Origin of the sequence: Corallococcus silvisoli (assembly GCF_009909145.1) — a bacterium.
GTDB classification, from domain to species: domain Bacteria; phylum Myxococcota; class Myxococcia; order Myxococcales; family Myxococcaceae; genus Corallococcus; species Corallococcus silvisoli.
Window position 1 is genome coordinate 118,740 of the sequence record NZ_JAAAPJ010000003.1, and the last position, 23,552, is coordinate 142,291.

At 72.5% G+C, this 23,552-nt stretch carries 7 protein-coding genes; all 7 read left to right on the forward strand.

The window, feature by feature from the left end; genetic code table 11:
* The first annotated feature begins 4 nt into the window (after positions 1-4).
* A complete protein-coding gene (gene xdhC, locus GTY96_RS07070; RefSeq protein ID WP_161664253.1) occupies positions 5-823 on the forward strand; it encodes a xanthine dehydrogenase accessory protein XdhC in 819 nt (272 codons plus the stop codon).
* On the forward strand, positions 820-4,647 hold the full coding sequence (gene xdhB / locus GTY96_RS07075; protein WP_161664254.1) for a xanthine dehydrogenase molybdopterin binding subunit: 3,828 nt from the start codon (positions 820-822) through the stop codon (positions 4,645-4,647). The genes xdhC and xdhB overlap by 4 nt, the downstream gene beginning before the upstream one ends.
* Before the next feature lie 84 nt (positions 4,648-4,731).
* Entirely contained in the window at positions 4,732-5,604 is an 873-nt protein-coding gene (locus GTY96_RS07080; protein ID WP_161664255.1) for an MbnP family copper-binding protein, read from the forward strand.
* A 13-nt stretch (positions 5,605-5,617) separates the two neighbouring features.
* The gene (locus GTY96_RS07085; RefSeq protein ID WP_161664256.1) at positions 5,618-6,766 is read left to right on the forward strand and encodes a methanobactin export MATE transporter MbnM; all 1,149 of its coding nucleotides are present in this window, start codon (positions 5,618-5,620) and stop codon (positions 6,764-6,766) included.
* 633 nt (positions 6,767-7,399) lie between these two features.
* Positions 7,400-12,841 (forward strand): non-ribosomal peptide synthetase, encoded by a 5,442-nt coding sequence (locus GTY96_RS07090; RefSeq protein ID WP_161664257.1) that lies wholly within the window; start codon positions 7,400-7,402, stop codon positions 12,839-12,841.
* A gap of 39 nt (positions 12,842-12,880) precedes the next feature.
* Positions 12,881-17,539: a type I polyketide synthase gene (locus tag GTY96_RS07095; RefSeq protein ID WP_161664258.1), complete on the forward strand. Its 4,659-nt coding sequence runs from the start codon at positions 12,881-12,883 to the stop codon at positions 17,537-17,539.
* A 45-nt stretch (positions 17,540-17,584) separates the two neighbouring features.
* Complete coding sequence (locus GTY96_RS07100; RefSeq protein WP_161664259.1) at positions 17,585-23,551, forward strand: type I polyketide synthase; 5,967 nt, start codon at positions 17,585-17,587, stop codon at positions 23,549-23,551.
* The last annotated feature ends 1 nt before the right edge of the window (position 23,552 follow it).

A 23,552-nucleotide genomic window follows, 5' to 3' on the forward strand; every position in this document is an offset into this window, starting at 1 on the left:
GGTCATGTGGAACTGGGTTCACCAGCTGGCGGAGTGGGCACGGGGAGACACGCCGTTCGCCGTGGTCACGGTGACGGAGTGCAAGGGCAGCACGCCCGCCTCCCCCGGCGCGAAGCTGCTGGTGCGCGCGGACGGCTCGTTCCACGGGACGATTGGCGGCGGCCACCTGGAGCAATTGGTGCTCCGGGACGCCCGCGCCTGCCTGGACCGGGGCGAGGCGCGGACGATCCGCTATCCGTTGGGCGCGAAGCTGGGCCAGTGCTGTGGAGGGGTCGTGGACGTCTTCGTCGAGCCCGTGAACCACGGGCCCCAGCTCTATCTCTTCGGCGCCGGCCACGTGGGCCAGGCCCTGTGCCGCATCCTGGAGGGCACGGCCTTCCGCGTCCACCTGGTGGACGAGCGCGCGGAGTGGGTCCAGTCCCCGCAGGTGCCCGCCTCCGTGGTCCGCCACGAGGAGGCCTGGGACGACTTCACGTCGCGCGCGGTCTGGGACGACCAGCGCACCTACGTGGCGGTGATGACGCACCGCCACGACGTGGATCAGGACATCATCGCCTTCGCCATCCAGAAGCCGGCGCGCTACATCGGCCTGATTGGCAGCGACACGAAGTGGGCGCGGTTCCGGCAACGGCTGGAGGCGAAGGGCATGTCCGCCCGGCAGGTGGGGCGGGTCCAGTGCCCCATGGGGCTGCCCATTGGTGGCAAGGCGCCGCAGGAGGTGGCGGTGAGCATCGCGGCGGGGCTGCTCCAGCTCCACCACGGGCTGGGCCAGGGGGTGGGGACTCAGCCCGAGCCCGCGCCCCTGCTATCCTCCGGGGAATGAGCACCCCCTTCGAGTTCCGGCTCAATGGCCAGACCGTCCGGGTCGACGACGCGTCGCCCAACACCACGCTGCTGGACCACCTGCGCTCGCGCGGCTTGACGGGCACCAAGCAGGGCTGCGCGGAGGGCGACTGCGGCGCCTGCACCGTGGCCCTGGTGGACCGGGACGCGAAGGGACAAAAGACCCTGCGCGCGTTCAACAGCTGCATCGCGCTGCTCCCCATGGTGGCCGGGCGCGAGCTCATCACCGTGGAGGGCGTGGGCAGCCGCGCCGCGCCCCACCCGGTGCAGCAGGCCATGGTGAAGCACTACGGTTCGCAGTGCGGCTTCTGCACGCCGGGCTTCGTCGTCTCCATGGTGGAGGCCTATTGCCGGAAGGACGCCGGGACGCCGGAGGCCGTGGCGGATCAGCTCTGCGGCAACATCTGCCGCTGCACGGGCTACCGCCCCATCCGCGACGCGATGATGGACGCGCTCGCCACCCGTGACGCGAAGGCCCCCGGCCTCCCCGGCGTCTCGCTGGAAGGCCCCCCGTCGCCCATTCCGCTCCTGCGCTACGAGGCGAAGGACGGGCTGTTCCTGCGCCCCACCTCGTGGGAGGACCTGCTGTCGCTGCGCGCGCTGCACCCGGAGGCGATGCTGGTGGCCGGCGCCACCGAGCTGGGCGTGGACATCACCAAGAAGTCCCGCCGCTACCCCTTCCTGCTCTCCACGGAGGGCGTGGAGGACCTGCGCGCCATCCGCCGCGAGGAGGACGGCTGGTACGTGGGCGGCGCCGCGTCGCTGGTGGACGTGGAGGACACGCTGGGAGCGGAGGTCCCGGCGCTCGCGAAGATGCTCAACGTCTTCGCCTCGCGGCAGATCCGCCACCGCGCCACGCTGGCGGGCAACCTGGTGACGGCGTCGCCCATCGGGGACACGGCGCCGGTGCTGCTGGCGCTGGACGCGCGGCTGGTGCTGGCCTCCGTGCGCGGGGAGCGGACCCTGCCGCTGTCGGAGTTCTTCCTCGCCTACCGCAAGACGGCGCTCCAGCCGGACGAGGTCGTGCGCTTCATCGTCATCCCGCACGCCCCGGCGCAGGACAGCGGGCTGACCCGCCATGCGGACAGCTTCAAGGTGTCCAAGCGCCGGGAGCTGGACATCAGCATCGTCGCGGCGGGGTTCTGCATCGAAACGGATGCGCGGGGCATCGTGCGCACCGCGCGGCTGGGCTACGGCGGCGTGGCGGCCACCCCGGCGCGGGCGAGGCAGACGGAGGGCCTGCTCTTGGGCCACCCGTGGAACGCGGAGGCCGTGGCGCGCGTGCGCTCCACCCTGGCGGGAGAGTTCACCCCCCTCAACGACCTGCGCGGCGGCGCGGACTACCGGCGCGGGCTGGTGGTGTCGCTCCTGGAGAAGTTCGCGTCGGGTGAACGCAGCCCGGTGCTGGACGAGCGCCCCCGCTTCGTCACCGGCGCGCCCTGCGCCACGGCGGACGCGGGACGCGAGCTGCGCCACGAGAGCGCGCTGGGCCACGTGACGGGCAGCGCGCAGTACGTGGACGACCTCGCGCAGCGCCGCCCCATGCTGACGGCGTGGCCGGTGCTGTCGCCGCACGCGCACGCGCGCATCCTCCGCCGCGACGCCAGCGCCGCGCTGAAGGTGCCCGGCGTGGTGAAGGTGCTGCTCGCGGAGGACATCCCGGGGATGAACGACACCGGGCCCATCCGCCACGACGAGCCGCTGCTCGCGAAGGACGAGGTCCTCTTCCACGCGCAGGTGGTGGCGCTCGTCGTCGGCGAGACGCCCGAGGCCTGCCGCGAGGGGGCCCGCCAGGTGGCGGTCGACTACGAGCCCCTGCCCGCGGTGCTCACGCTGGACGCGGCCCGGGCGCAGGGCAGCTACCACACCGACCCGCACGTCATCCGCCGGGGGGACGTGGACAGCGCGCTCGCGTCCAGCCCGCACCGGCTGGCCGGCGAGTTCACCATGGGCGGCCAGGAGCACTTCTACCTGGAGACGCACGCGGCCTTCGCGGAGGTGGGCGACGACGGCGACGTCACGGTGACCTCCTCCACCCAGCATCCGTCGGAGGTGCAGGCGGTCATCGCGCACGTGCTGCACGTGCCCCGCAGCCGCGTGGTGGTGAAGGCGCCCCGCATGGGCGGCGGCTTCGGCGGCAAGGAGACGCAGGGCAACGCGCCGGCGGCGCTGATGGCGCTGGCGGCGGTGCACACGGGTCGGCCGGTGAAGTGGATGATGGACCGGGACGTGGACATGGTCGTCACGGGCAAGCGCCACCCGTTCCACGCGGACTGGGAGGTGGGCTTCGACGCCACGGGGCGGCTGCTCGCGCTCCGGGCGGACCTGACGTCCAACGCCGGCTGGTCGCTGGACCTGTCCGAGTCCATCACCGACCGCGCCCTCTTCCACCTGGACAACGGCTACTACGTGCCCGCGGTGCGCTACACCGGCCGCGTGGCGAAGACGCACCTGGTCTCCAACACCGCCTTCCGGGGCTTCGGCGGGCCGCAGGGCATGCTGGTGATGGAGGACATCCTGGCGCGCATCGCGCGCGTGCTGGGCCTGGCGCCGGAGGCGGTGCGGCAGCGCAACCTCTACGACGGCACGGGCGACACCAACACCACGCACTACGGCCAGGAGCTGGAGGACAACCGGCTGCCGAAGCTGTGGAGCGACCTGCTGGAGTCGTCCAACTTCGCGCGGCGCCGCGCCCAGGTGGATGCGTTCAACGCGGCGAGCCCCCGCATCAAGCGCGGCATCGCCATCACGCCCATGAAGTTCGGCATCTCCTTCACCGCCACGTTCCTCAACCAGGCGGGCGCGCTGGTGCACGTGTACCGCGACGGCTCCGTGCTGCTGTCGCACGGCGGCACGGAGATGGGCCAGGGGCTGCACACCAAGATTCAAGGCGTGGCCATGCGCGAGCTGGGCCTGCCGGCGGACCAGGTGCGCGTGGCGCAGACGGCCACCGACAAGGTGCCCAACACGTCCGCGACGGCGGCCTCCAGCGGCTCGGACCTCAACGGCGCGGCGGTGCGCGAGGCGTGCACCACGGTGCGCGAGCGGCTGGCCCCGGTGGCGGCGCGCCTGCTGGTGCAGCTGCACGGGCAGGCGGTGTCTCCGGACGCGCTGGTGTTCCAGGACGGGCGCATCGCGGCGGCGTCGCGGCCGGAGCAGGGCCTGCCCTTCGCGGACGTGGTGGAGCAGGCGTACCGCGAGCGCGTGGGCCTGTCCGTCACGGGGTACTACAGCACGCCGGGCATCGGCTACGACCGGGTGAAGGGCCGTGGCCGGCCGTTCCTCTACTTCACGTATGGCGCGGCGGTGAGCGAGGTGGAGGTGGACGGCGACACGGGCATGAAGCGCGTGGTGCGCTCGGACCTGCTGGAGGACGTGGGCGACTCGCTCAACCCCGGCGTGGACCGGGGTCAGGTGGAGGGCGGCTTCGTGCAGGGCATGGGGTGGCTCACCGGCGAGGAGCTGAAGTGGGACGCGAACGGGCGGCTGCTCACGCACTCGGCCAGCACCTACGCGGTGCCCGCGTTCAGCGACGCGCCCATCGACCTGCGCGTGGCGCTCCTGGAGCGGGCGGAGCAGCGCGGCGTCATCCACGGCAGCAAGGCCGTGGGCGAACCGCCGCTGATGCTGGCCCTCTCCGTGCGCGAAGCCCTGCGCGACGCGGTGGCGGCCTTCGGCGAGCCGGGCGGCGACGTGGAGCTGCCCTCGCCCGCCACGCACGAGGCGCTCTTCCTCTCCATCCAGAAGCGGCGCGCGCGCGGGGCTGGACGTCCGGTTCCGGACGTGGCGCGTGAGGTGGCGTGAGGATGGGCGCGGGTGCGGCAACATGCCACGGCGGGGTGGCGGGGCCGCTGCGTTAGACGGAAGCCTCTTTCAAGGAAGCCTCCCATGCACTCACTGCTGCGCTCCTGCCTCGTCCTCCCGCTGGCCCTCATGGGCGTCCTCGGCTGTGGCGAGGACGAACCCCAGACGCCCGCGCGGCTGACGGTGGACATCCCCGTCGTCGCGCGCGTGGGCGCCGAGCCCTTCGCCTGCGGCCGCACGTACACGAACGTCGGGACGACGAAGACGACCTACGAGCCCATGGACTTCCGCGTGTACGTGCACGACGTGCGGCTGGTGACGCGCGGAGGCCAGGAGGTGCCCGTCACGCTGGACGAGGACAACACGTGGCAGCACGCGGGCGTGGTGCTCCTGGACTTCGCGAACAAGGACGGCCTGTGCACCCAGGGCACGGCGGGCATGAACGCCGCCATCCGGGGCTCGGTGCCGGGGGGCGACTACACGGGCCTGCGCTTCACGCTGGGCGTGCCGGAGGACCTGAACCACGGGGACGTGTCCACCGCGCCCGCGCCGCTGGGGGACACCAGCCTCTTCTGGAGCTGGCGCTCCGGCTATGTGTTCGCGCGCATCGAGGGCCGCACGAAGGGCCTGCCCCAGCACGTCATGCACCTGGGCAGCACCGACTGCGCGCCGCCGCCCGCGGGCCAGACGAACGGCACCGCCGGGTGCGCGAACAACAACCGGCCGGAGCTGAGCCTGGAGGGCTTCGACCTGGCGACGGGCAAGGTGGTGATGGACCTGGGCGCGCTCTTCGCGGACTCCAACCTGGACGTGAACGCCAGCGGGCCCAACACGGCCGTGGGCTGCATGTCGTCCCCCACCGACGTGGACTGCGCTCCCCTCTTCGAGCGCCTGGGACTCGCTTTCGGCGAGCAGGCGGCGAACCCCGCCGCCCAGGCCTTCATCCGGGCCGAATAGGAAGGACACCGCCGTGGCGCGACGACAAGGGCAGGCGTGGAGACTCCTGACGGCGGCGGCGCTGCTGGCCGTGGGCTGCTCCAACCCCGAGTCCCCTCCGGACGGGCCCCAGCCCTACGACTGGAAGCTGCCCGCGGGCTTCCCCACGCCGCGCGTGCCGGCGGACAACCCGATGTCGGAGGCGAAGGTGCGGCTGGGCCGGAGCCTCTTCTACGACAAGCGCCTGTCGCTCAACGGCACGCAGTCCTGCGGCTCGTGCCACGAGCAGGCCCGGGCCTTCACGGACGGGCGCGTGCATGCCGTGGGCAGCACGGGGCAGATGCACCGCCGCAATGGACAGGGGCTGGCCAACGTGGCGTACGCCACGAGCCTCACCTGGGCCAACCCGGCGCTCACCACGCTGGAGGCCCAGGCGCTGGTGCCGCTGTTCGGAACGGAGCCGGTGGAGCTGGGCTTCGCGGATCAGCAGGAGGCGCTGCTCGACAGGCTGCGGGCGGACGCGGACCTGACGGCGCGCTTCGCGGAGGCGTTCCCCACGGAAGCGACGCCCGTGTCGCTCGCGACGCTGACGCGGGCCCTGGCCGCGTTCGAGCGCTCCCTGCTCTCCGGAACGTCGCCGTATGACCGCTACCTGCGAGGCGACGCGGTGGACGCGCTGAGTCCCTCGGCCAAGCGGGGGCTGGAGCTGTTCCTGTCGGAGCGCCTGGAGTGCGACCACTGCCACTCCGGCTTCAACTTCCAGGACGCCACCGCGCACGACACGACGCCGGAGCCCATCCTCCCGTTCCACAACACGGGCCTCTACAACGACGACGGCCAGGGGGCGTACCCGGCGACGGACCCCGGCCTCATCGAGCTGACGGGCCGTCCGGAGGACATGGGGCGCTTCCGCGCGCCGTCCCTGCGCAACGTGGCCGTCACCGCGCCGTACATGCACGACGGCAGCGTGGCGACGCTCTCCGACGTGTTGGACCACTACGCGGCGGGAGGCCGCGCCCGCGCCCAGAACGGCGGACAGGCCAGCCCCCTGCAGAGCCCCTTCGTGCGCGGCTTCACGCTGACGCCCCAGGAGAAGGCGGACGTCATCGCGTTCCTGGAGTCGCTCACGGACACCGCCTTCCTGAACGACCCGCGCTTCGCGGATCCCGCCGTCACGCCCTGAGCGGACCGTCCGCGCCAGGTGCGTCTTCCCCAGACGCCCGGCCCGGATGGGTCCCCATGTCGGACGGGTCCCCTATCCTTCCTTGGAACGGAACGGCGCGAGCCAAATCCAAGGAATCCAATTTTCACTCATAATTCAAAGACATGAACGCCAGTTCATGTGACGCGGGCCCGCTCTGTGACGGGCCCTGGCTGCGGACCCATACGCGCCGCGTGTTCCCGTCACATGAACCGATGTGTCACGTTTAGACCGACAACGAGCGATGTTCCGTGAACAGGGGAGGTTCCCGGGTTTCCGACCTTGGGGGTCGTTTGAACGCGCCCCTCCTCGCGGAAGAGTCCGGCGGCCCTGACGCTCTCCGAATTCCGTCACCATGAAATCCGCACCCCCGTCCCCGCCTCCCAAGCCCGCCGCCGTGTCCGAAGCCACATGGCGCCCAGTGGGGGTGGGGGGATTGCTCACTCGCGCGTCAAACGATACATGCGCGGGACATCGCCTCTTCACGGCGGGTGCTGCTTGCGACTGACCACTTGAAACCCTGTCTCGCCGGGCGACTGCTTCCCCCCGGCCCCTGAATCCGCGTTTTCGTGCTCTCCGAGCACGGAACACCCCCGCCTCCCAGGAGTCGCGTCCATGCCCACTGGAACCCGGCCCGGTTCTCCTCCGGCCTCCGACTTTGCGTTTTCCACCCTGGTTGAATTGCTGCGCATCCGCGCGCGCGACCAGGGGGACCGGCGCGGCTTTACGTTCCTGCTGGACGGGGAGACGGACGAAGCGCACCTGACGTACGCGGAGCTGGACCAGAAGGCGCGCGCCATCGCGGCGGCGCTCCAGGCGCGCGGGGCCCAGGGACAGCGGGCGCTGCTGCTGTATCCGCCCGGACTGGACTACATCGCCGGGTTCTTCGGCTGTCTGTACGCGGGCGTCATCGCGGTCCCCATCTATCCGCCGGACCCCATGCGGCTGGCGCGGACGCTGCCGCGCCTCCTGGCCATCAGCCAGGACGCGCAGGCCACGGTCGCCCTCACCACCGACTTCATCTACGGCATGGGGGAGATGCTCTTCGAGCAGGCGCCGGAGCTGCGCGAGCTGCACTGGATCGCCACGGACACGCTGGACGCGGAGGTGGCCGAGGGCTGGCGCGACCCGGGCGTGGCCACCGACACGCGGGTGTTCCTCCAGTACACGTCCGGCTCCACGTCGTCGCCCAAGGGCGTGGTGCTGACGCACGGCAACCTGCTGCACAACTCGAAGCTGATCCACTCCTGCTTCGGGCACTCCACCGAAAGCCAGGGCGTCATCTGGCTGCCGCCGTACCACGACATGGGCCTCATCGGCGGCATCCTCCAGCCGCTGTATGGCGGCTTCCCGGTGACGCTCTTCTCGCCGGTGGACTTCCTCAAGCGCCCCATGCGCTGGCTGGAGGCCATCTCCCGCTACAAGGCCACGACGAGCGGCGGGCCCAACTTCGCGTTCGACCTGTGCGTGCGCAAGTCCACGCCGGAGGAGCGCGCGAAGCTGGACCTGAGCCAGTGGGACCTGGCCTTCAACGGCGCGGAGCCCATCATGCCGGACACGCTCCGGCGCTTCGCGGAGGCCTTTGGTCCGCAGGGGTTCCGCTCGGAGGCCATCTATCCCTGCTACGGGCTCGCGGAGGGCACGCTCATCGCCTCCGGCGGCGACAAGCGCGAGCTGCCCGTGCAGCGCACCGTGGACGCGGGCGCGCTGAAGGACAACCGCGTGGTGGCCGCGGAGGCCCAGAGCCCCGGCGCCCAGACGCTGGTGGGCTCCGGCCGCAACCTCACCGACCAGCGGCTGGTCATCGCGCATCCGGAGACGGGCCGGCCGCTGGCGCCGGGCCAGGTGGGTGAGATCCGCGTCGCGGGGCCCAGCATCGCCCAGGGCTACTGGGGCCGCCCGGAGCAGACCGAGACGACCTTCCGCCAGCCGCTCGCGGGCGCGGAGGACGCGACGCCCTTCCTGCGCACGGGCGACCTGGGCTTCCTCGCGGACGGGGAGCTGTTCGTCACGGGCCGCCTGAAGGACCTGATCATCATCCGCGGGCGCAACCACTACCCGCAGGACATCGAGCGCACGGTGGAGTCCAGCCACCCCGCCATCCGGCCCGGCTGCACGGCGGCGTTCTCCATCGAGCAGGACGACGAGGAGCGCCTCATCGTCGTCACGGAGGTGGACCGCCGCGCGGTGGAGCGCGACGGCGTGGACCTGGACGCGCTCGCGCAGGGCATCCGGCAGGCCGTCGCGGCCGGGCATGACCTCCAGGCCCAGGGCGTGGTGCTGCTGGGGCCCGGCGCCATCCCCAAGACGTCCAGCGGGAAGATCCAGCGCTTCGCGACCCGCGCGGAGTACGCCGCGGATACGCTGGAGGCGCTGCACAAGAGCGTCCTCGCCGCGGCACCGGTCCCGGCCCCGGCGACCACGGTTCCGGCCGCCGAAGCCGCGCCCGCGCCCTCGCAGGTGGGCCCCGACACGAGCATGCTCCAGAAGATGCTCGCGGTGGTGCAGGACCCCACCGCGCGCCGGGCCATGGTGGCGGTGTTCCTCCAGGAGCAGGCCGCGCAGGTGCTGCGGCTGCCCACCGCGCAGGTGGACGCGCAGAAGCCGCTGCACGCCTACGGCGTGGACTCGCTGATGGCGGTGGACTTCAAGAGCGCCGTGGACGCGGGGCTGGGCATCGACCTGCCGCTGTCGGACGTGCTCCAGGGCGTGTCCCTGTCGAAGCTGGCCGAGACGGTGGTGACGCTGCTGTCCACGCCGCGCTCGGAGCAGGCGGCGGGCGCGGTGTCCGTCACGTCCGCCACGGGCGACGCGCCCCTGTCGGGAGGCCAGCAGGCGCTGTGGTTCATGCACCAGCTGGCGCCGGACAGCGCGGCCTACCACGTGCCCGTCGCCGTGCGCGTGCGCGCGGGGCTGGACGCGGCCGCGCTCAAGGGGGCCTTCGAGGCGCTGGTGGCCCGCCACCCCGCGCTGCGCACCACGTTCGTGATGGCGGCCACGGGCCCCGTGCAGCGGGTGCACGCGGAGCTGCCGCTGGACTTCACCACCACCGACGCGCAGGGCTGGAGCGACGCGCAGGTGGCCGAGCACCTGTCCGCCGAGGCGCGCCGTCCCTTCGACCTGGAGAAGGGGCCGCTCCTGCGGGTGCGGCTGGTGTCGCGCTCGACGGAGGACCACGCGCTGCTCATCGCGATGCACCACATCGTCACCGACTTCTGGTCGCTGGCGGTGATGGCGGAGGAGCTGGACGCGCTCTACCCCGCGCTGCGGCTGGGCAAGCGGCCCACGCTCGCGCAGCCCGCGCGCACCTACGCGGATTACGCGCGCTGGCAGGCGGAGATGCTCGCGGGCGCTCGCGGTCAGGCGCTGGAGAAGTACTGGCGCGAGCAGCTCTCCGGACCGCTGCCGGTGCTGGACCTGCCCACGGACCACCCGCGCCCCCCGGCGCAGACCTTCAACGGCCGCGTGCACACCACCCGGCTGGACGCGGGCATCACGAACGCGGTGAAGGCGCTGGCGCGCGACCACGGCGCCACGCCGAACATGGTGCTCCAGACGGCCTTCCAGGTGCTGCTGCACCGCTACACCGGCCAGCAGGACTTCACGCTCGGCGTGGTGAGCGCGGGCCGCGGACGCGCGGAGCTGGCGGGCATCACCGGCTACTTCGTCAACCCGCTGGTGGTGCGCACGCGCCCCGCCCCCGCGCTGTCCTTCACGGACTACCTGGCGCAGACGCGCCAGACGATGCTGGGCGCGCTGGAGCACCAGGACTACCCGTTCAGCGCGCTGGTGGACCGGCTCCAGCCGGTGCGCGACCAGAGCCGCTCGCCGCTGTTCCAGGTGATGTTCGTCTACCAGCGCGCCTCCAAGCTGGATGAGCGGGGCCTCACGCCCTTCGCCCTGGACATCCCGGGCGCGACGTCCACCGTGGCGGGCCTGCCCATCGAGTCGCTGGTGCTCTCGCACGGCGGCGCGCAGTTCGACCTCACGCTCACCATGGGCGAGGCGGACGGCGAGCTGGTCGCGTCCTTCGAATACAACACCGACCTCTTCGACGCCGGCACCATCGAGCGCATGGCCGGGCACCTGTCCACGCTGCTGGCCGGCATCGCCGCCCAGCCGGGCCGCGCGCTCGCGGGGCTGCCGCTGCTCCCGCGGGCGGAGCAGCACCAGCTGCTGGAGGGCTGGAAGGGCCCGCGCGTGGCGCTGACCCAGGCGGACATGCTGCCCGCGCTCTTCGCGGCGCAGGTGGCGCGCACGCCGGACCACGTCGCGGTCCTCTTCAAGGACGCCCAGCTCACCTACCGCGAGCTGGACGCGCGCGCGGGGCGGCTGGCCGCGTGGCTGAAGGACTCCGGCGTGAAGCCGGGCGACATCGTGGGCATCTGCCTGGAGCGCTCGGTGGAGACGCTGGTGTCGGTGCTGGCCGTGATGGCCGCGGGCGCCGCGTACGTGCCCATCGACCCGGCCTACCCCTCCGAGCGCGTGGCCTTCATCCTGGGCGACACGCAGGCGCCGGTGCTGCTCACCCAGTCCTGGCTCCAGCGCACGCTGCCGTCCGGCACGTCCGCGCGCACGCTGTTCGTGGACCAGCCCCTGGACGGCGCGCTGTCCGCCGCGCCCGCGGCCACGGTGCGGGCCGAGGACCTGGCGTGCCTCGTCTACACCTCCGGCTCCACCGGCCAGCCCAAGGGCGTGATGCTGGAGCACGGGGGCCTGTCGAACCTGGTGCGCTCGTTCGTGGAGTCGTACGCGCCCACCGCGAAGGACCGGATGCTGCCGCTCACGTCGGTGGCCTCCGCCAGCTTCGTGGGGGAGATCCTCCCGCTGCTGTGCACGGGGGGCGCGCTGGTGCTGCCCACCGAGGATGAGATCCTGGACCAGGAGAAGCTCTTCCAGCTCATCACCCGCCACACCGTCACCATCGTGAGCACGGTGCCCGCGGTCATCGCGGGGCTCAACGCGCGCCTGGAGGAGCTGCCGCCCCTGCGGCTCGTGCTCTCCGGCGGCGAGGCGCTGGTGGCCAGCGACGTGGAGAAGCTGCTCGCCACGACGCCGGTGGTGAACGGCTACGGCCTCACCGAGACGACCGTGTGCACGACCTACCACCGCATGGCGGTGGAGGACCTCCAGGGCCACGCGTGGGTGCCCATCGGCCGGCCCATCATCAACACGGACGTGTACGTGCTGGACGCGGAGCGCAACCTGCTCCCCGTGGGCGTCCCCGGCGAGCTGTACGTGGGCGGCCTGGGCGTGGCGCGCGGGTACTGGAAGCGGCCGGAGCTGACCTCCGAGCGCTTCGTCGCGAATCCCTTCCACGCGGGCGAGCGCCTGTACCGCACGGGCGACCGCGCGCGCTGGCTGCCGGACGGCGTGCTCACGTTCCTGTCCCGCGCGGATGATCAGGTGAAGATCCGCGGCTTCCGCATCGAGCTGGGAGAGGTGGAGGCCGCCGTCCGCCGCCACCCCGCCGTGCGCGACGCGTTCCTGATGGCGCGCGAGGACGCTCCCGGTGACAAGCGGCTGGTGGCGTACCTGGTCTTCTCCGACGCCGCGGCGCCCACGCACACGGACCTGAACACCTTCCTCGCGGAGGCGCTGCCGCCGTACATGCTGCCGTCCGCGTACGTGCCGCTCTCCACGCTGCCCCTGTCGCCCAACGGCAAGGTGGACGCGAAGGCGCTGCCGGCGCCGGAGGGGGTGCGCCTCGCCTCGGCCGTGGCCTACGCCCAACCCCAGAGCGCGGTGGAGCGCAGCGTGGCGTCCATCTGGCAGGCGGTGCTCAAGGTGGAGCGCGTGGGCCTGCACGACAACTTCTTCGAGCTGGGCGGCAACTCGCTGCTCATCGCGCAGGCGCACCGCCGCCTCCGCGAGGAGCTGGGCGCGGACCTCGCGCTGGTGGACATGTTCAAGTTCACCACGGTGAGCGCGCTGGCCCAGCACCTCGCGAACAAGGGCGAGGACGCGGGCGCGGCCTCCCAGAAGATCAAGGACGAGGCGGAGCGCCGCCGCGCCGCCCAGGCGCGGCGTCAGCAGGCGCGCGGCCGTGGCAAGTAACGACGACTTTCAAGCATCCCGGTTTCGAAGGACGGCTCCATGAGCACTGACACCCCCGAAGTGGATGGCATCGCGGTCATTGGGCTGGGAGGCCGCCTGCCCGGCGCGAAGACCATCGCCGAGTTCTGGAAGAACCTCACCGGCGGCGTGGAGAGCATCACCTTCTTCACCGACGAGGAGCTCATCGCGGAGGGCGCCGACCCCGCGATGGTGCGCGCCCCCAACTACGTGAAGGCCCGCGGCACGCTGGGCGACACGGACCAGTTCGACGCGGCCTTCTTCGGGATGAACCCCCGCGAGGCGGCGCTGATGGACCCGCAGCACCGCGTCTTCCTGGAGTGCGCGTGGGAGGCCATGGAGAGCGCCGGCTACAGCCCGGAGCGCCAGCCCGGCCGCGTGGGCGTGTTCGGCGGCATGAGCATGAACACGTACCTGCTCTCCAACCTGTACTCGCACCTGGCGCACGTCGCGTCGGTGGAGAGCCTCCAGGCGTCCATCGGCAACGACAAGGACAGCCTGACGACGGAGGTGGCGTACCGGATGGACCTGAAGGGGCCCGCCGTCACGGTCCAGTCCTCGTCCTCCACGTCGCTCACGTGCATCCACTACGCCTGCCAGAGCCTGCTGTCGTTCGAGTGCGACATGGCCCTGGCCGGCGGCGTGTCCATCCACTTCCCGGAGAAGGCGGGCTACCTCTACCACGAGGGTGGCACCACGGCGCCGGACGGCCACTGCCACACCTTCGACGAGGAGGCCGCGGGCTTCGTCGCGGGGCACGGCGCGGCGGTGGTCGCGCTCAAGCGCCTGTCGGACGCGCTCAAGGACGGGGACACCGTCTACGCGGTGGTGCGCGGCTCGGCGGTGAACAACGACGGCTCGCAGAAGGTCAGCTACATGGCCCCGGCCGTCGCGGGGCAGGCGGAGGTCATCGCGCTGGCGCAGGCGGTGGCGGGCGTGGAGCCGGACACCCTCGGCTACGTGGAGGCCCACGGCACCGCGACCAAGGTCGGCGACCCCATTGAAGTCGCGGCGCTCACGCAGGCGTTCCGGCAGGGCACGGACAAGAAGAACTTCTGCGCGCTGGGGTCGGTGAAGAGCAACATCGGCCACCTGGACTCGGCGGCGGGCGCGGTGGGCTTCATCAAGGCGGCCCTGACGCTGCACCACAAGCAGATCCCCCCCAGCCTCAACTTCAAGACGCCCAACCCGGCGTGCGACTTCCCCAACAGCCCGTTCTACGTGAACACGGAGCTGCGCGACTTCCCCCGCGGGGCGACGCCGCGCCGCGCGGGTGTCACGTCGCTGGGCATGGGCGGCACCAACGCGCACGCCATCCTGGAGGAGGCGCCGGAGCTGCCCGCCACCGACAAGGCCCGGCTGCCCGCGCAGGTGGTGCTGCTGTCGGCGCGCACGGAGGCGTCGCTGGAGGTGGCCACGGACCAGCTGGCCGCGCACCTGCGCGAGCACCCGGACGCGGACCTCGCGGACGTGGCCTTCACGCTCCAGGTGGGGCGCAAGCGCTTCGGCAAGCGGCGCGCGGTGGTGGCGCGCACCACGGCCGAGCTGGCCTCCGCGCTGGCGGAGCGCACGCCGGGCCGCGTCTTCAGCGGCGGCGCGGAGAACAGCGGCCGTCCGGTGATGTTCCTCTTCTCCGGGCAGGGCGCGCAGTACGTGGACATGGGCCGCGAGCTGTACGAGACGGAGGCCCTCTTCCGCGCCCAGGTGGACACCTGCGCGGAGAAGCTCAAGCCGCACCTGGGCCTGGACCTGCGCACCGTGCTGTACCCGGCCGCGGAGTCGCGCGAGCTGGCGTCGGAGCGCCTCAAGCAGACCGGCCTCACCCAGCCCGCGCTGTTCGTCATCGAGTACGCGCTGGCGAAGCTGTGGGAGGCGTGGGGCGTGACGCCGCACGCGATGGTGGGCCACAGCATCGGTGAGTACGTGGCCGCGTGCCTCGCGGGCGTGTTCTCGCTGGACGACGCGCTGGCCCTGGTGGCCGCGCGCGGCAAGCTGATGCAGTCGCTGCCCGCGGGCGCGATGCTCGCGGTGTCCCTGCCGGAGGAGCACGTCACCCCGATGCTGCCGGACGGCCTGTCCGTGGCGGCGGTGAACAGCCCGGCCACCTGCGTCGTCGCGGGCCCCACGGGGCTCGTGGACGCGTTCGTGGAGACGCTGAAGCTCCAGGGCATCGCGAGCTCGCGGCTGCACACGTCGCACGCGTTCCACTCCGCGATGATGGACCCCATCCTGGACGCCTTCCGCGAGGCGGTGCGCAAGGTGGCCCGCAAGGCGCCCACGAAGCCGTACCTGTCCAACGTCACCGGCACCTGGGTGACGCCCGAGCAGGCCACCAGCCCCGACTACTGGGCCAGGCACCTGCGCGGCGCGGTGCGCTTCGCGGACGGCGTGGCGGAGCTCCTGAAGGAGTCGGACGCCATCCTGCTGGAGGTCGGCCCGGGCAACACGCTGGTCACGCTGGCGCGGCAGCACCCGGACAAGGGCGCGAAGCACGCGCTGCTCAACTCGCTGCGCCACCCGAAGGAGCAGGTGGCGGACCTGGACCACGTGCTGGGCACGCTGGGCCGGCTGTGGCTGGAGGGCGTGGAGGCGGACTGGGACGCGTTCCGGGGCACGGAGCGCCGCCGCCGCATCGCGCTGCCCACCTCCCCCTTCGAGCGTCAGCGCCACTGGGTGGATCCGCGCAAGGAGACCGCCGCCGACGGCGAGCGCTCCGAGTGGGCCTCCGCGGACCAGAAGCAGCCCGTGGCCCGCTGGTTCTACCTGCCGTCGTGGCAGCGGGCCCTGCCGTCGCCGCAGGGCGCCTGGAGCGGGAAGAAGGCCACCTGGTGGCTGCTGCTCCCCGACGAGGCCCCCGAAGGCCTGGGCACGCGGCTCGCGCTGAAGCTGGGCGAGGCCGGCCAGGACGTCGTGCGCATCACCCCGGCCGCCGTCACCTCGAAGCACGACGAGCACCACTGGTCGCTCGCGCTGGGCGGCGAGGGCACGCTGCTGGAGGCGCTCACCGCGCAGGGCCGCGCGCCGGACCACGTGCTGCATCTGGGCACGCTGGGCCTGGGTGAAGCGCATGGCGAGGCGGACTTCGAGGCCGCGCTCGGCAAGGGCTTCCTGGGGCTCTTGGGCCTGGCCCAGGCGCTGGGGCGACAGCCCGGCACGCGCCCGGTGTCGCTGGTCGCGGTGACGAACCGCATGCAGTCCCTGGGCGACGAGGCGCCGAACCCAGAGCTCTCCACGGTGCTGGGCCCCGTGCGGGTGATTCCGCAGGAGTACAGCCACCTCTCCGCCAAGGCGGTGGACGTGCGGCTTCCGCCCGCGGGCAGCTGGCAGGAGACGGCGCTGGTGGACGCGCTGCTGTCCGAGGCCGCGACGCCGTCCAAGCAGGAGACCGTCATCGCGTACCGGGGCGGGGCCCGCTGGGTCCAGACCTTCGAGCACGTGCCGGCGGACGCCCCGCGCGCCGCGCAGGTTCCGCTGCGCGACGGCGGCGTGTACCTGCTCATCGGCGGCTTCGGCACGCTGGGCTTCTCCCACGCGAAGTCGCTGGCGAAGCGCGCGAAGGCGAAGCTGGTCCTCGCGGGCCGAACGGCGCTGCCGGAGCGCGCGGGGTGGGACGCGCACGTCACGGCGCACGGCGAGGACGACGCCATCTCCCGCCGCATCCGTCAGGCGCGGGAGCTGGAGGCGCTGGGCGCCGAGGTGCACACCCTCAGCGTGGACGCGGGCAACAAGGTCCAGGTGAAGGCGGCGGTGGACGAAGCCGTGGCCCGCTTCGGCGCGCTGCACGGCGTGGTGTTCGCGGCCGGTGACGTGGGGCAGGCGCTCTTCCGGGCCATCCCGGACACCCGCCCCGAGGACGTGCGCGACACCTTCCACGGCCGCGTGCGCGGCCTGTACGCGCTGGAGGAGGCGCTGCGCGGACGCACGCTGGACTTCTGCGTGCTGTCGTCGTCGCTGGCGGCGGTGCTGGGCGGCCTGGGCCTCGCGTCGTACGCGGCGGCCACGTCCTTCATGGACGCGTTCGCCATGAAGCAGGCGCAGACATCGCCCGTGCCGTGGATGAGCGTGGGCTGGGACGCGTGGCACTTCGAGTCCGACGCCGGGGGCGCGCGGAGCCCCTTCGGCGCGCTGGCCATCACCGCCGCCGAGGGCGAGGACGCCTTCGAGCAGCTCTTCCAGCTGGGCGCCCTGTCCCACGTGGCCGTGTCCACGAGCAACCTGCGCGCCCGCGCGCGCAAGTGGTCGCAGCCGGCGGCCTCCCAGGAGAAGGCGGAGGCGAAGCAGGAGCCCGGGTCGTCCCTGGGCACCACGCCCCGGCCGGCGCTCCAGAACGCGTACGTGCCGCCGCGCGATGCGCTGGAGGAGAAGATCGCCCACCTGTGGGAGACGACGCTCGGCATCGCGCAGGTCGGCGTGCACGACAACTTCTTCGAGCTGGGCGGCAACTCGCTGGTGGGCGTGAAGCTGATCGCCCGCGTGCGCGAGCAGTTCGGCGTCGCGCTCCCAGCCGTCACCCTCTACGAAGGCCCCACCGTGGGCGCGCTGGCGCGGCTGCTCAAGGCCGCCAGCGGCACCGAGGACGCGGAGCCCGCGCCCGAGGACACCGAGGCACTCAGCCGGGGGGAGCGCCGCCGCGCCCGCCGCGCGAACCGCCGGGGCGACAGCGCCTCCGACGACGAGTAGCCGCCCGCCGCCCCCCCACCTTTCGCAGCCCCGAGCACACCCCACATGTCCGCTGATTCGAACATCGACGCGCAGGCCATCGCCATTGTCGGCATGGCCGGACGCTTCCCCGGCGCCCCCGACCTGGAGTCCTTCTGGAAGAACCTGCGCGAGGGGGTGGAGTCCATCCAGCCCGTGCCGGACGCCACGCTGGAGAAGCTGGGCGTGGACCCCGTCCTGCGCAAGGACCCGCGCCACGTGAAGGCCAGCGCCGCGCTGGAGGGGATGGAGCTGTTCGACGCGGGCTTCTTCGGCTTCACGCCTCGCGAGGCGGAGCTGATGGACCCGCAGCACCGCGTCTTCCTGGAGTGCGCGTGGGAGGCCCTGGAGAAGGCGGGCCACACGCCGGAGGGCTTCGACGGCCCCATCGGCGTGTTCGCGGGCGCGGCCACCAACACGTACCTGGTGTTCCACCTGGTCCCCAACTTCGACCAGCTGAGCGGCATGGATCAGGTGCAGATCGACGTGAACAACGGCGGCGACTTCCTGGCCACCCGCGTCGCGTACAAGCTCAACCTGCGCGGCCCCAGCTACTCCATCACCAGCGCGTGCTCCACGTCGCTGGTCGCCACGCACGCGGCCTGCCAGAGCCTGCTGAACGAGGAGTGCGACCTGGCGCTCGCGGGCGGCGTGTCCGTGCACGTGAAGCACCCGGAGGGCTACCCCTTCGTGCCCGGCGGCATCGTGTCCCCGGACGGCCACTGCCGCGCGTTCGACGCGCAGGCGGAGGGCACGGTGTTCGGCAGCGGCGTGGGCGTGGTGGTGCTCAAGCGGCTGGCGGACGCCATCGACGACGGCGACCACATCCACGCCATCATCAAGGGCTCGGCCATCAACAACGACGGCGCGCTGAAGGTGGGCTTCACCGCCCCCAGCGTGGAGGGACAGGCCACCGTCATCAGCGAGGCCCTGGGCGCCGCGGGCGTGGCCCCGGAGACCATCGGCTACCTGGAGGCGCACGGCACCGGCACGAAGATGGGGGACCCCATCGAGGTACGCGCCCTCAACAAGGCGTTCAAGTTCCGCTCCGCCGCGGCCAAGGCGAATCCGCCCAGGATTCCCGTGGGCTCGCTCAAGAGCAACATCGGGCACCTGGCCAACGCGGCCGGCGTCTCCAGCCTCATCAAGGCGGTGATGACGCTGGAGCACCGGCAGATTCCCCCCAGCCTCCACGTGACGGAGGTGAACCCGGAGATCCCCTTCGCGGGCGGCCCGTTCTTCGTCAACACGACGCTCACCGACTGGCAGGCGAACCCCAAGCACCCGCGCCGCGCGGGCGTCAGCTCCTTCGGCGTGGGCGGGACCAACGCGCACGTGGTGCTGGAGGAGGCCCCCGCCCTTCCGGTGTCCGGCGCGTCCCGGCCCGCGCAGCTCGTGGTGCTGTCCGCGAAGAGCGACGCGGCGCTGGACGCGGCGACGCAGAACCTGGCCCAGCACCTGAAGGCGCACCCCGCGCAGGCGCTGGCGGACGTGGCCTTCACGCTCCAGACGGGCCGTCAGGCGATGGCGAAGCGGCGCGTGCTGGTGTGCCGCGACCGCGACGACGCGCTCGCCGCGCTGGAGGTGGAGGGCAGCCCGCGCCTGTGGACGCGGACGCCGGACGTGCATGAGCGGCCGGTGGCCTTCCTGTTCCCCGGCCAGGGCTCGCAGTACGTGGGCATGGCGCGCGACCTGTACGCGTCCGAGCCGACGTTCAAGAAGCACCTGGACGCGTGCGCGGAGAAGCTGACGCCGCACCTGGGCCTGGACCTGCGCACGGTGCTCTTCCCGGAGGCCTCCAAGGCGGAGGCCGCGACCCAGGCGCTGACGCGCACGGAGCTGACCCAGCCCGCGCTCTTCGCCGTCGAGTACGCGCTCGCGAAGCTGTGGATGGCCTGGGGCGTGAAGCCCTCCGCGATGCTGGGCCACAGCATCGGCGAGTACGTGGCCGCGTGCCTCGCGGGCGTGTTCTCGCTGGACGACGCGCTGGCCCTGGTGGCCGCGCGCGGCAAGCTGATGCAGCCGCTGCCCGCGGGCGCGATGCTGTCCGCGAAGCTGGAAGAGGCCGCGCTGAGGCCGCTGATGGACGCGCGCCTCTCCGTGGCGGCCGTGAACGCGCCGGGCTTCACCGTCGTCGCGGGCCCCACCGACGCGGTGGACGCGCTCCAGGCGAAGCTGGAGGCCCAGAAGGTGGAGGTGTCGCGGCTGCACACGTCGCACGCGTTCCACTCCGCGATGATGGACCCCATCCTCGCGCCCTTCACCGAGCGCGTGCGGCAGGTGAAGCTCAACGCCCCCACCCTGCCCTTCCTGTCCAACGTGACGGGCACCTGGATCGAAGCCTCTCAGGCGACGGACCCGGGCTACTGGGCCACGCACCTGCGCCAGGCGGTCCGCTTCTCCGCGGGCCTCCAGGAGCTGTCGCGCAAGTGGCCGCAGGCGGCCCTGCTGGAGGTCGGCCCGGGCACGGTGCTGACCACGCTCGCGAAGCAGCAGCCGGGCGCGGAGGGCCGCGTGCTCGTCGCCTCCACGCGCCACCCGCGCGAGGCGTCCCCGGACCTCCAGGTCCTGCTGGGCGCGCTGGGCCGGCTGTGGCTGGGCGGCATGACGGTGGACTGGAAGGGCTTCGCCGCGAACGAGCAGCGCCGCCGGGTGCCGCTGCCGACCTACCCGTTCCAGCGCGAGCGCTACTGGATTGAAGCGAAGCCGCTGGGCGGCGGGGCTCGCGCGGACGCGCCCGCGTCGCTGGCGAAGCGCGCGGACGTGGCGGACTGGTTCTACGCGCCGTCGTGGAAGCTGTCGCCGCTGCCCAGGGCCCAGGGCGCCGCGGGGGCGGGCTGGCTCGTGTTCGCGGACGACACCGGCGTGGCGGAGGCCCTGGCGCCGAAGCTGGGCGGGGACGTCTTCCTCGTCGTCCCGGGCTCGCGCTTCGAAGCGCGGCCGGACGGCACGTACGCGGTGGATCCGAAGCGCCGCGAGGACTACCGGGCGCTGCTGGACGCGCTGAAGCAGCAGGGCCGCGCGTTCGCGAACGTGGTGCACCTGTGGAGCCTGTCGCGTGAGCCCGCGCCGCGGGAGACGGCGCTGGACCTGGGCTTCCACAGCCAGCTGTTCCTCGCCCGCGCGTTGAGCGAGGCAGGCCACCTGGAGCCGCTGGCGTGGTCCGTGGTGACCAGCCGCTCGGCGCGCGTGGAGCAGGCGGACGCGCGGCTGCCGGAGCAGGCGCTGCTCGTGGGCCCGACGCGCGTGCTGCCCCAGGAGTACCCGAACCTCACCTGCCGCTTCGTGGACGTGACGCCCGGAGCGGCGGACGCGGTCGCGGACCGGCTGGCCCCGGAGCTGCTGGCGGAGGGGCGTGACGCGGTGGTGGCCCTGCGCGGCCGTCAGCGCTGGGTGCAGACGTTCGAGCCCGTGCGCCTGGAGGCCAGCGGCCCGGCGACCCTGCGCGACGGCGGCGTGTACCTCATCACCGACGGCCTCAGCGGCATCGGCCATGCGCTCGCGTCCGAGCTGGCCACGGCGCATCACGCGAAGCTGACCCTGGTGGAGACGGCGGACTTCCCCAGCCGGGGCCAGTGGACGGCCTGGGTGGAGAAGCAGGGCGTGGACGACGCGGTGAGCCGCCGCATCCAGCGCGCCCTGGCCCTGGAGCGCACGGGCGTGGAGCTGCTGGTGCTGCCCGCGAGCCTCACCGACGTGGACTCCATGCGCGGCGTGGTGGACGCGGCGCTGGCGCGCTTCGGCCACATCGACGGCGTCATCCACGCGGCGGGCGGCATGCAGGGCGCCACGCTGGGCACCATCGCGGAGACGGGCCCGGACGAGTGCGCCTGGCACTTCCGCCCGCAGGTGCACGGCGTGCGGGTGCTGGAGCAGGTCCTCCCGAAGCAAGGCCCCGCCTTCTGCCTCCTGGTCTCCTCGCTGTCGTCGGTGCTGGGCGGCCTGGGGCAGGTGGCGCAGGCGTCCGCCAGCGCCTTCATGGATGCCTTCGCGGAAGCGCGCACGGAGTCCTCCGCCTACCCGTGGCTCAGCGTGGACTGGGACGCGTGGCAGTTCGCGGACGCCCGCGCCATGGCGGAGCTGAGCCCCACGCTGGCCCAGTTCGCCATCCAGCCGGCGGAGGGCCTGGACGCCCTGCGCCGCGCGCTGTCGTACGCCGAGGGCGGCCGGCTGGCCGTCTCCACCGGGGACCTGGCCGCGCGACAGCGGCAGGGCCCGCGCGCCGCGAAGGCGAAGCAGGCGAAACAGGACGCCTCGCGCGGCAAGCACGCGCGGCCCTCCATCCTCACGCCCTTCGCCGCGCCGCGCACGGAGCTGGAGAAGACCGTGGCGGGCATCTGGGAGCAGGTGCTGGGCATCGACGGCATCGGCATCCACGACAACTTCTTCGAGCTGGGGGGCCACTCGCTCCTGGCCACGCAGCTGCGCAACCACATCCACGCGGTGCTGAAGGTGGACCTGTCGCTGCGCGGCCTGTTCGAGACGCCCACCGTGGCCGGAGTCGCCGGGCGCGTGGAGCAGGAGCTGGGCAAGCGCGCGGCCTCCACGGAGAAGCCCATCGCGGAGCGCCTGCGCGCCGCGTTCCCCACCGAGCGCCCCGCCCTGCTCACCGAATACCTGCGCCACCACATCTCCGAAGGGCTGCGCATCCCCCAGGCGCAGCTGCCCGCCGACGGCAGCCTCAAGGGCTACGACCTGCACGCGCTGGGCGCCGAGCTGGAGTACGACCTGCGGCAGGACTTCAAGTTCCAGCTCTACCCGCACGAGGTGCAGGCCCACCCGTCCATCCCGGAGCTGTCGAAGTACCTGCTCGTGGAGATGGACCGGCTGACGGATCCGCAGCGCTTCGCGGAGGGCAAGCCGCTGTCCGCGTACCCGCTCAAGCCCTACCGCGCGCAGACCTCCGGCAAGGCGCGCACCGACACCGCGAAGAAGAACCCGCCGATGGTGTTCGTGCACTCCAGCCCGCGCGCCGGCTCCACGCTGTTCCGCGTGATGCTGGCGGGCCACCCCCGGCTGTTCTGCCCCCCGGAAGTGAACCTGCTCTTCTTCGAGAGCATGCGCGAGTGGCGCGAGAACATCGGCTTCGGCAGTGAGATGGAGTGGACCACGGGCGGCCTCCAGTGGGCCTTCATGGAGCTGGAGAAGCTGGACTCCGCCGCGGGCGCCGCGCTGGTGGACACGCTGGTGTCGCAGGACGTGTCCGCGCAGGACGTCTACCGCCGCCTCCAGGAGAAGTCCGCGCCCCGGCTGCTCGTGGACAAGACGCCCACGTACGCCATGGACGTGGAGACGCTGGAGCGCGCGGAGCGGATGTTCGAGGGCAACAAGTACATCTACCTCTACCGCCACCCGCTCCCGGTGATGGAGTCCATCCTCCGGATGCGCTTCGACCGCCTCTTCGCCGCCGGCCTCTTCGGCGACGCGGACGTGGACCCCTACGTGGTCGCGGAGACGGTGTGGGCGCTGTCCAACCGGAACCTGATGAACTTCTTCGACGGCATTGGCCGCGAGCGCTGCCACTGGGTGCGCTACGAGGACCTGGTCGCGGATCCGACGAAGGTGATGACCGGCGTGTGCGACTTCCTGGGCCTGCCCTTCGACGAGCGCATGGTCCAGCCGTACGACGGCAAGAAGGAGCGCATGATGGGCGGTCTGGGCGACCCCAACATCCTCCAGCACCAGGGCATCGAGAAGAAGCTGGGCGAGTCGTGGAAGCGCATCAAGTGGCCCCGCGCGTTCGACGCCTCCACCCACGCGGTGATCGAGCGGCTGGGCTACTCCGTGGAGGGCGCGACGCCCGCCCCGGCTCCGGTCGCGGCGCAGGTGGCCACGCCCGCCACGAAGGAGAAGGTGACGGCGGCGGAGGCGGAGAAGCTGCTGGAGAACATGGACCAGCTTTCGGATGAGCAGGTCGCGGAGCTGCTCGCGGTGATGGAAGACACGGGCACCAGCGATGACCTGGGCGACGCCGGCGAAGAGGGTGCGGCCTGAC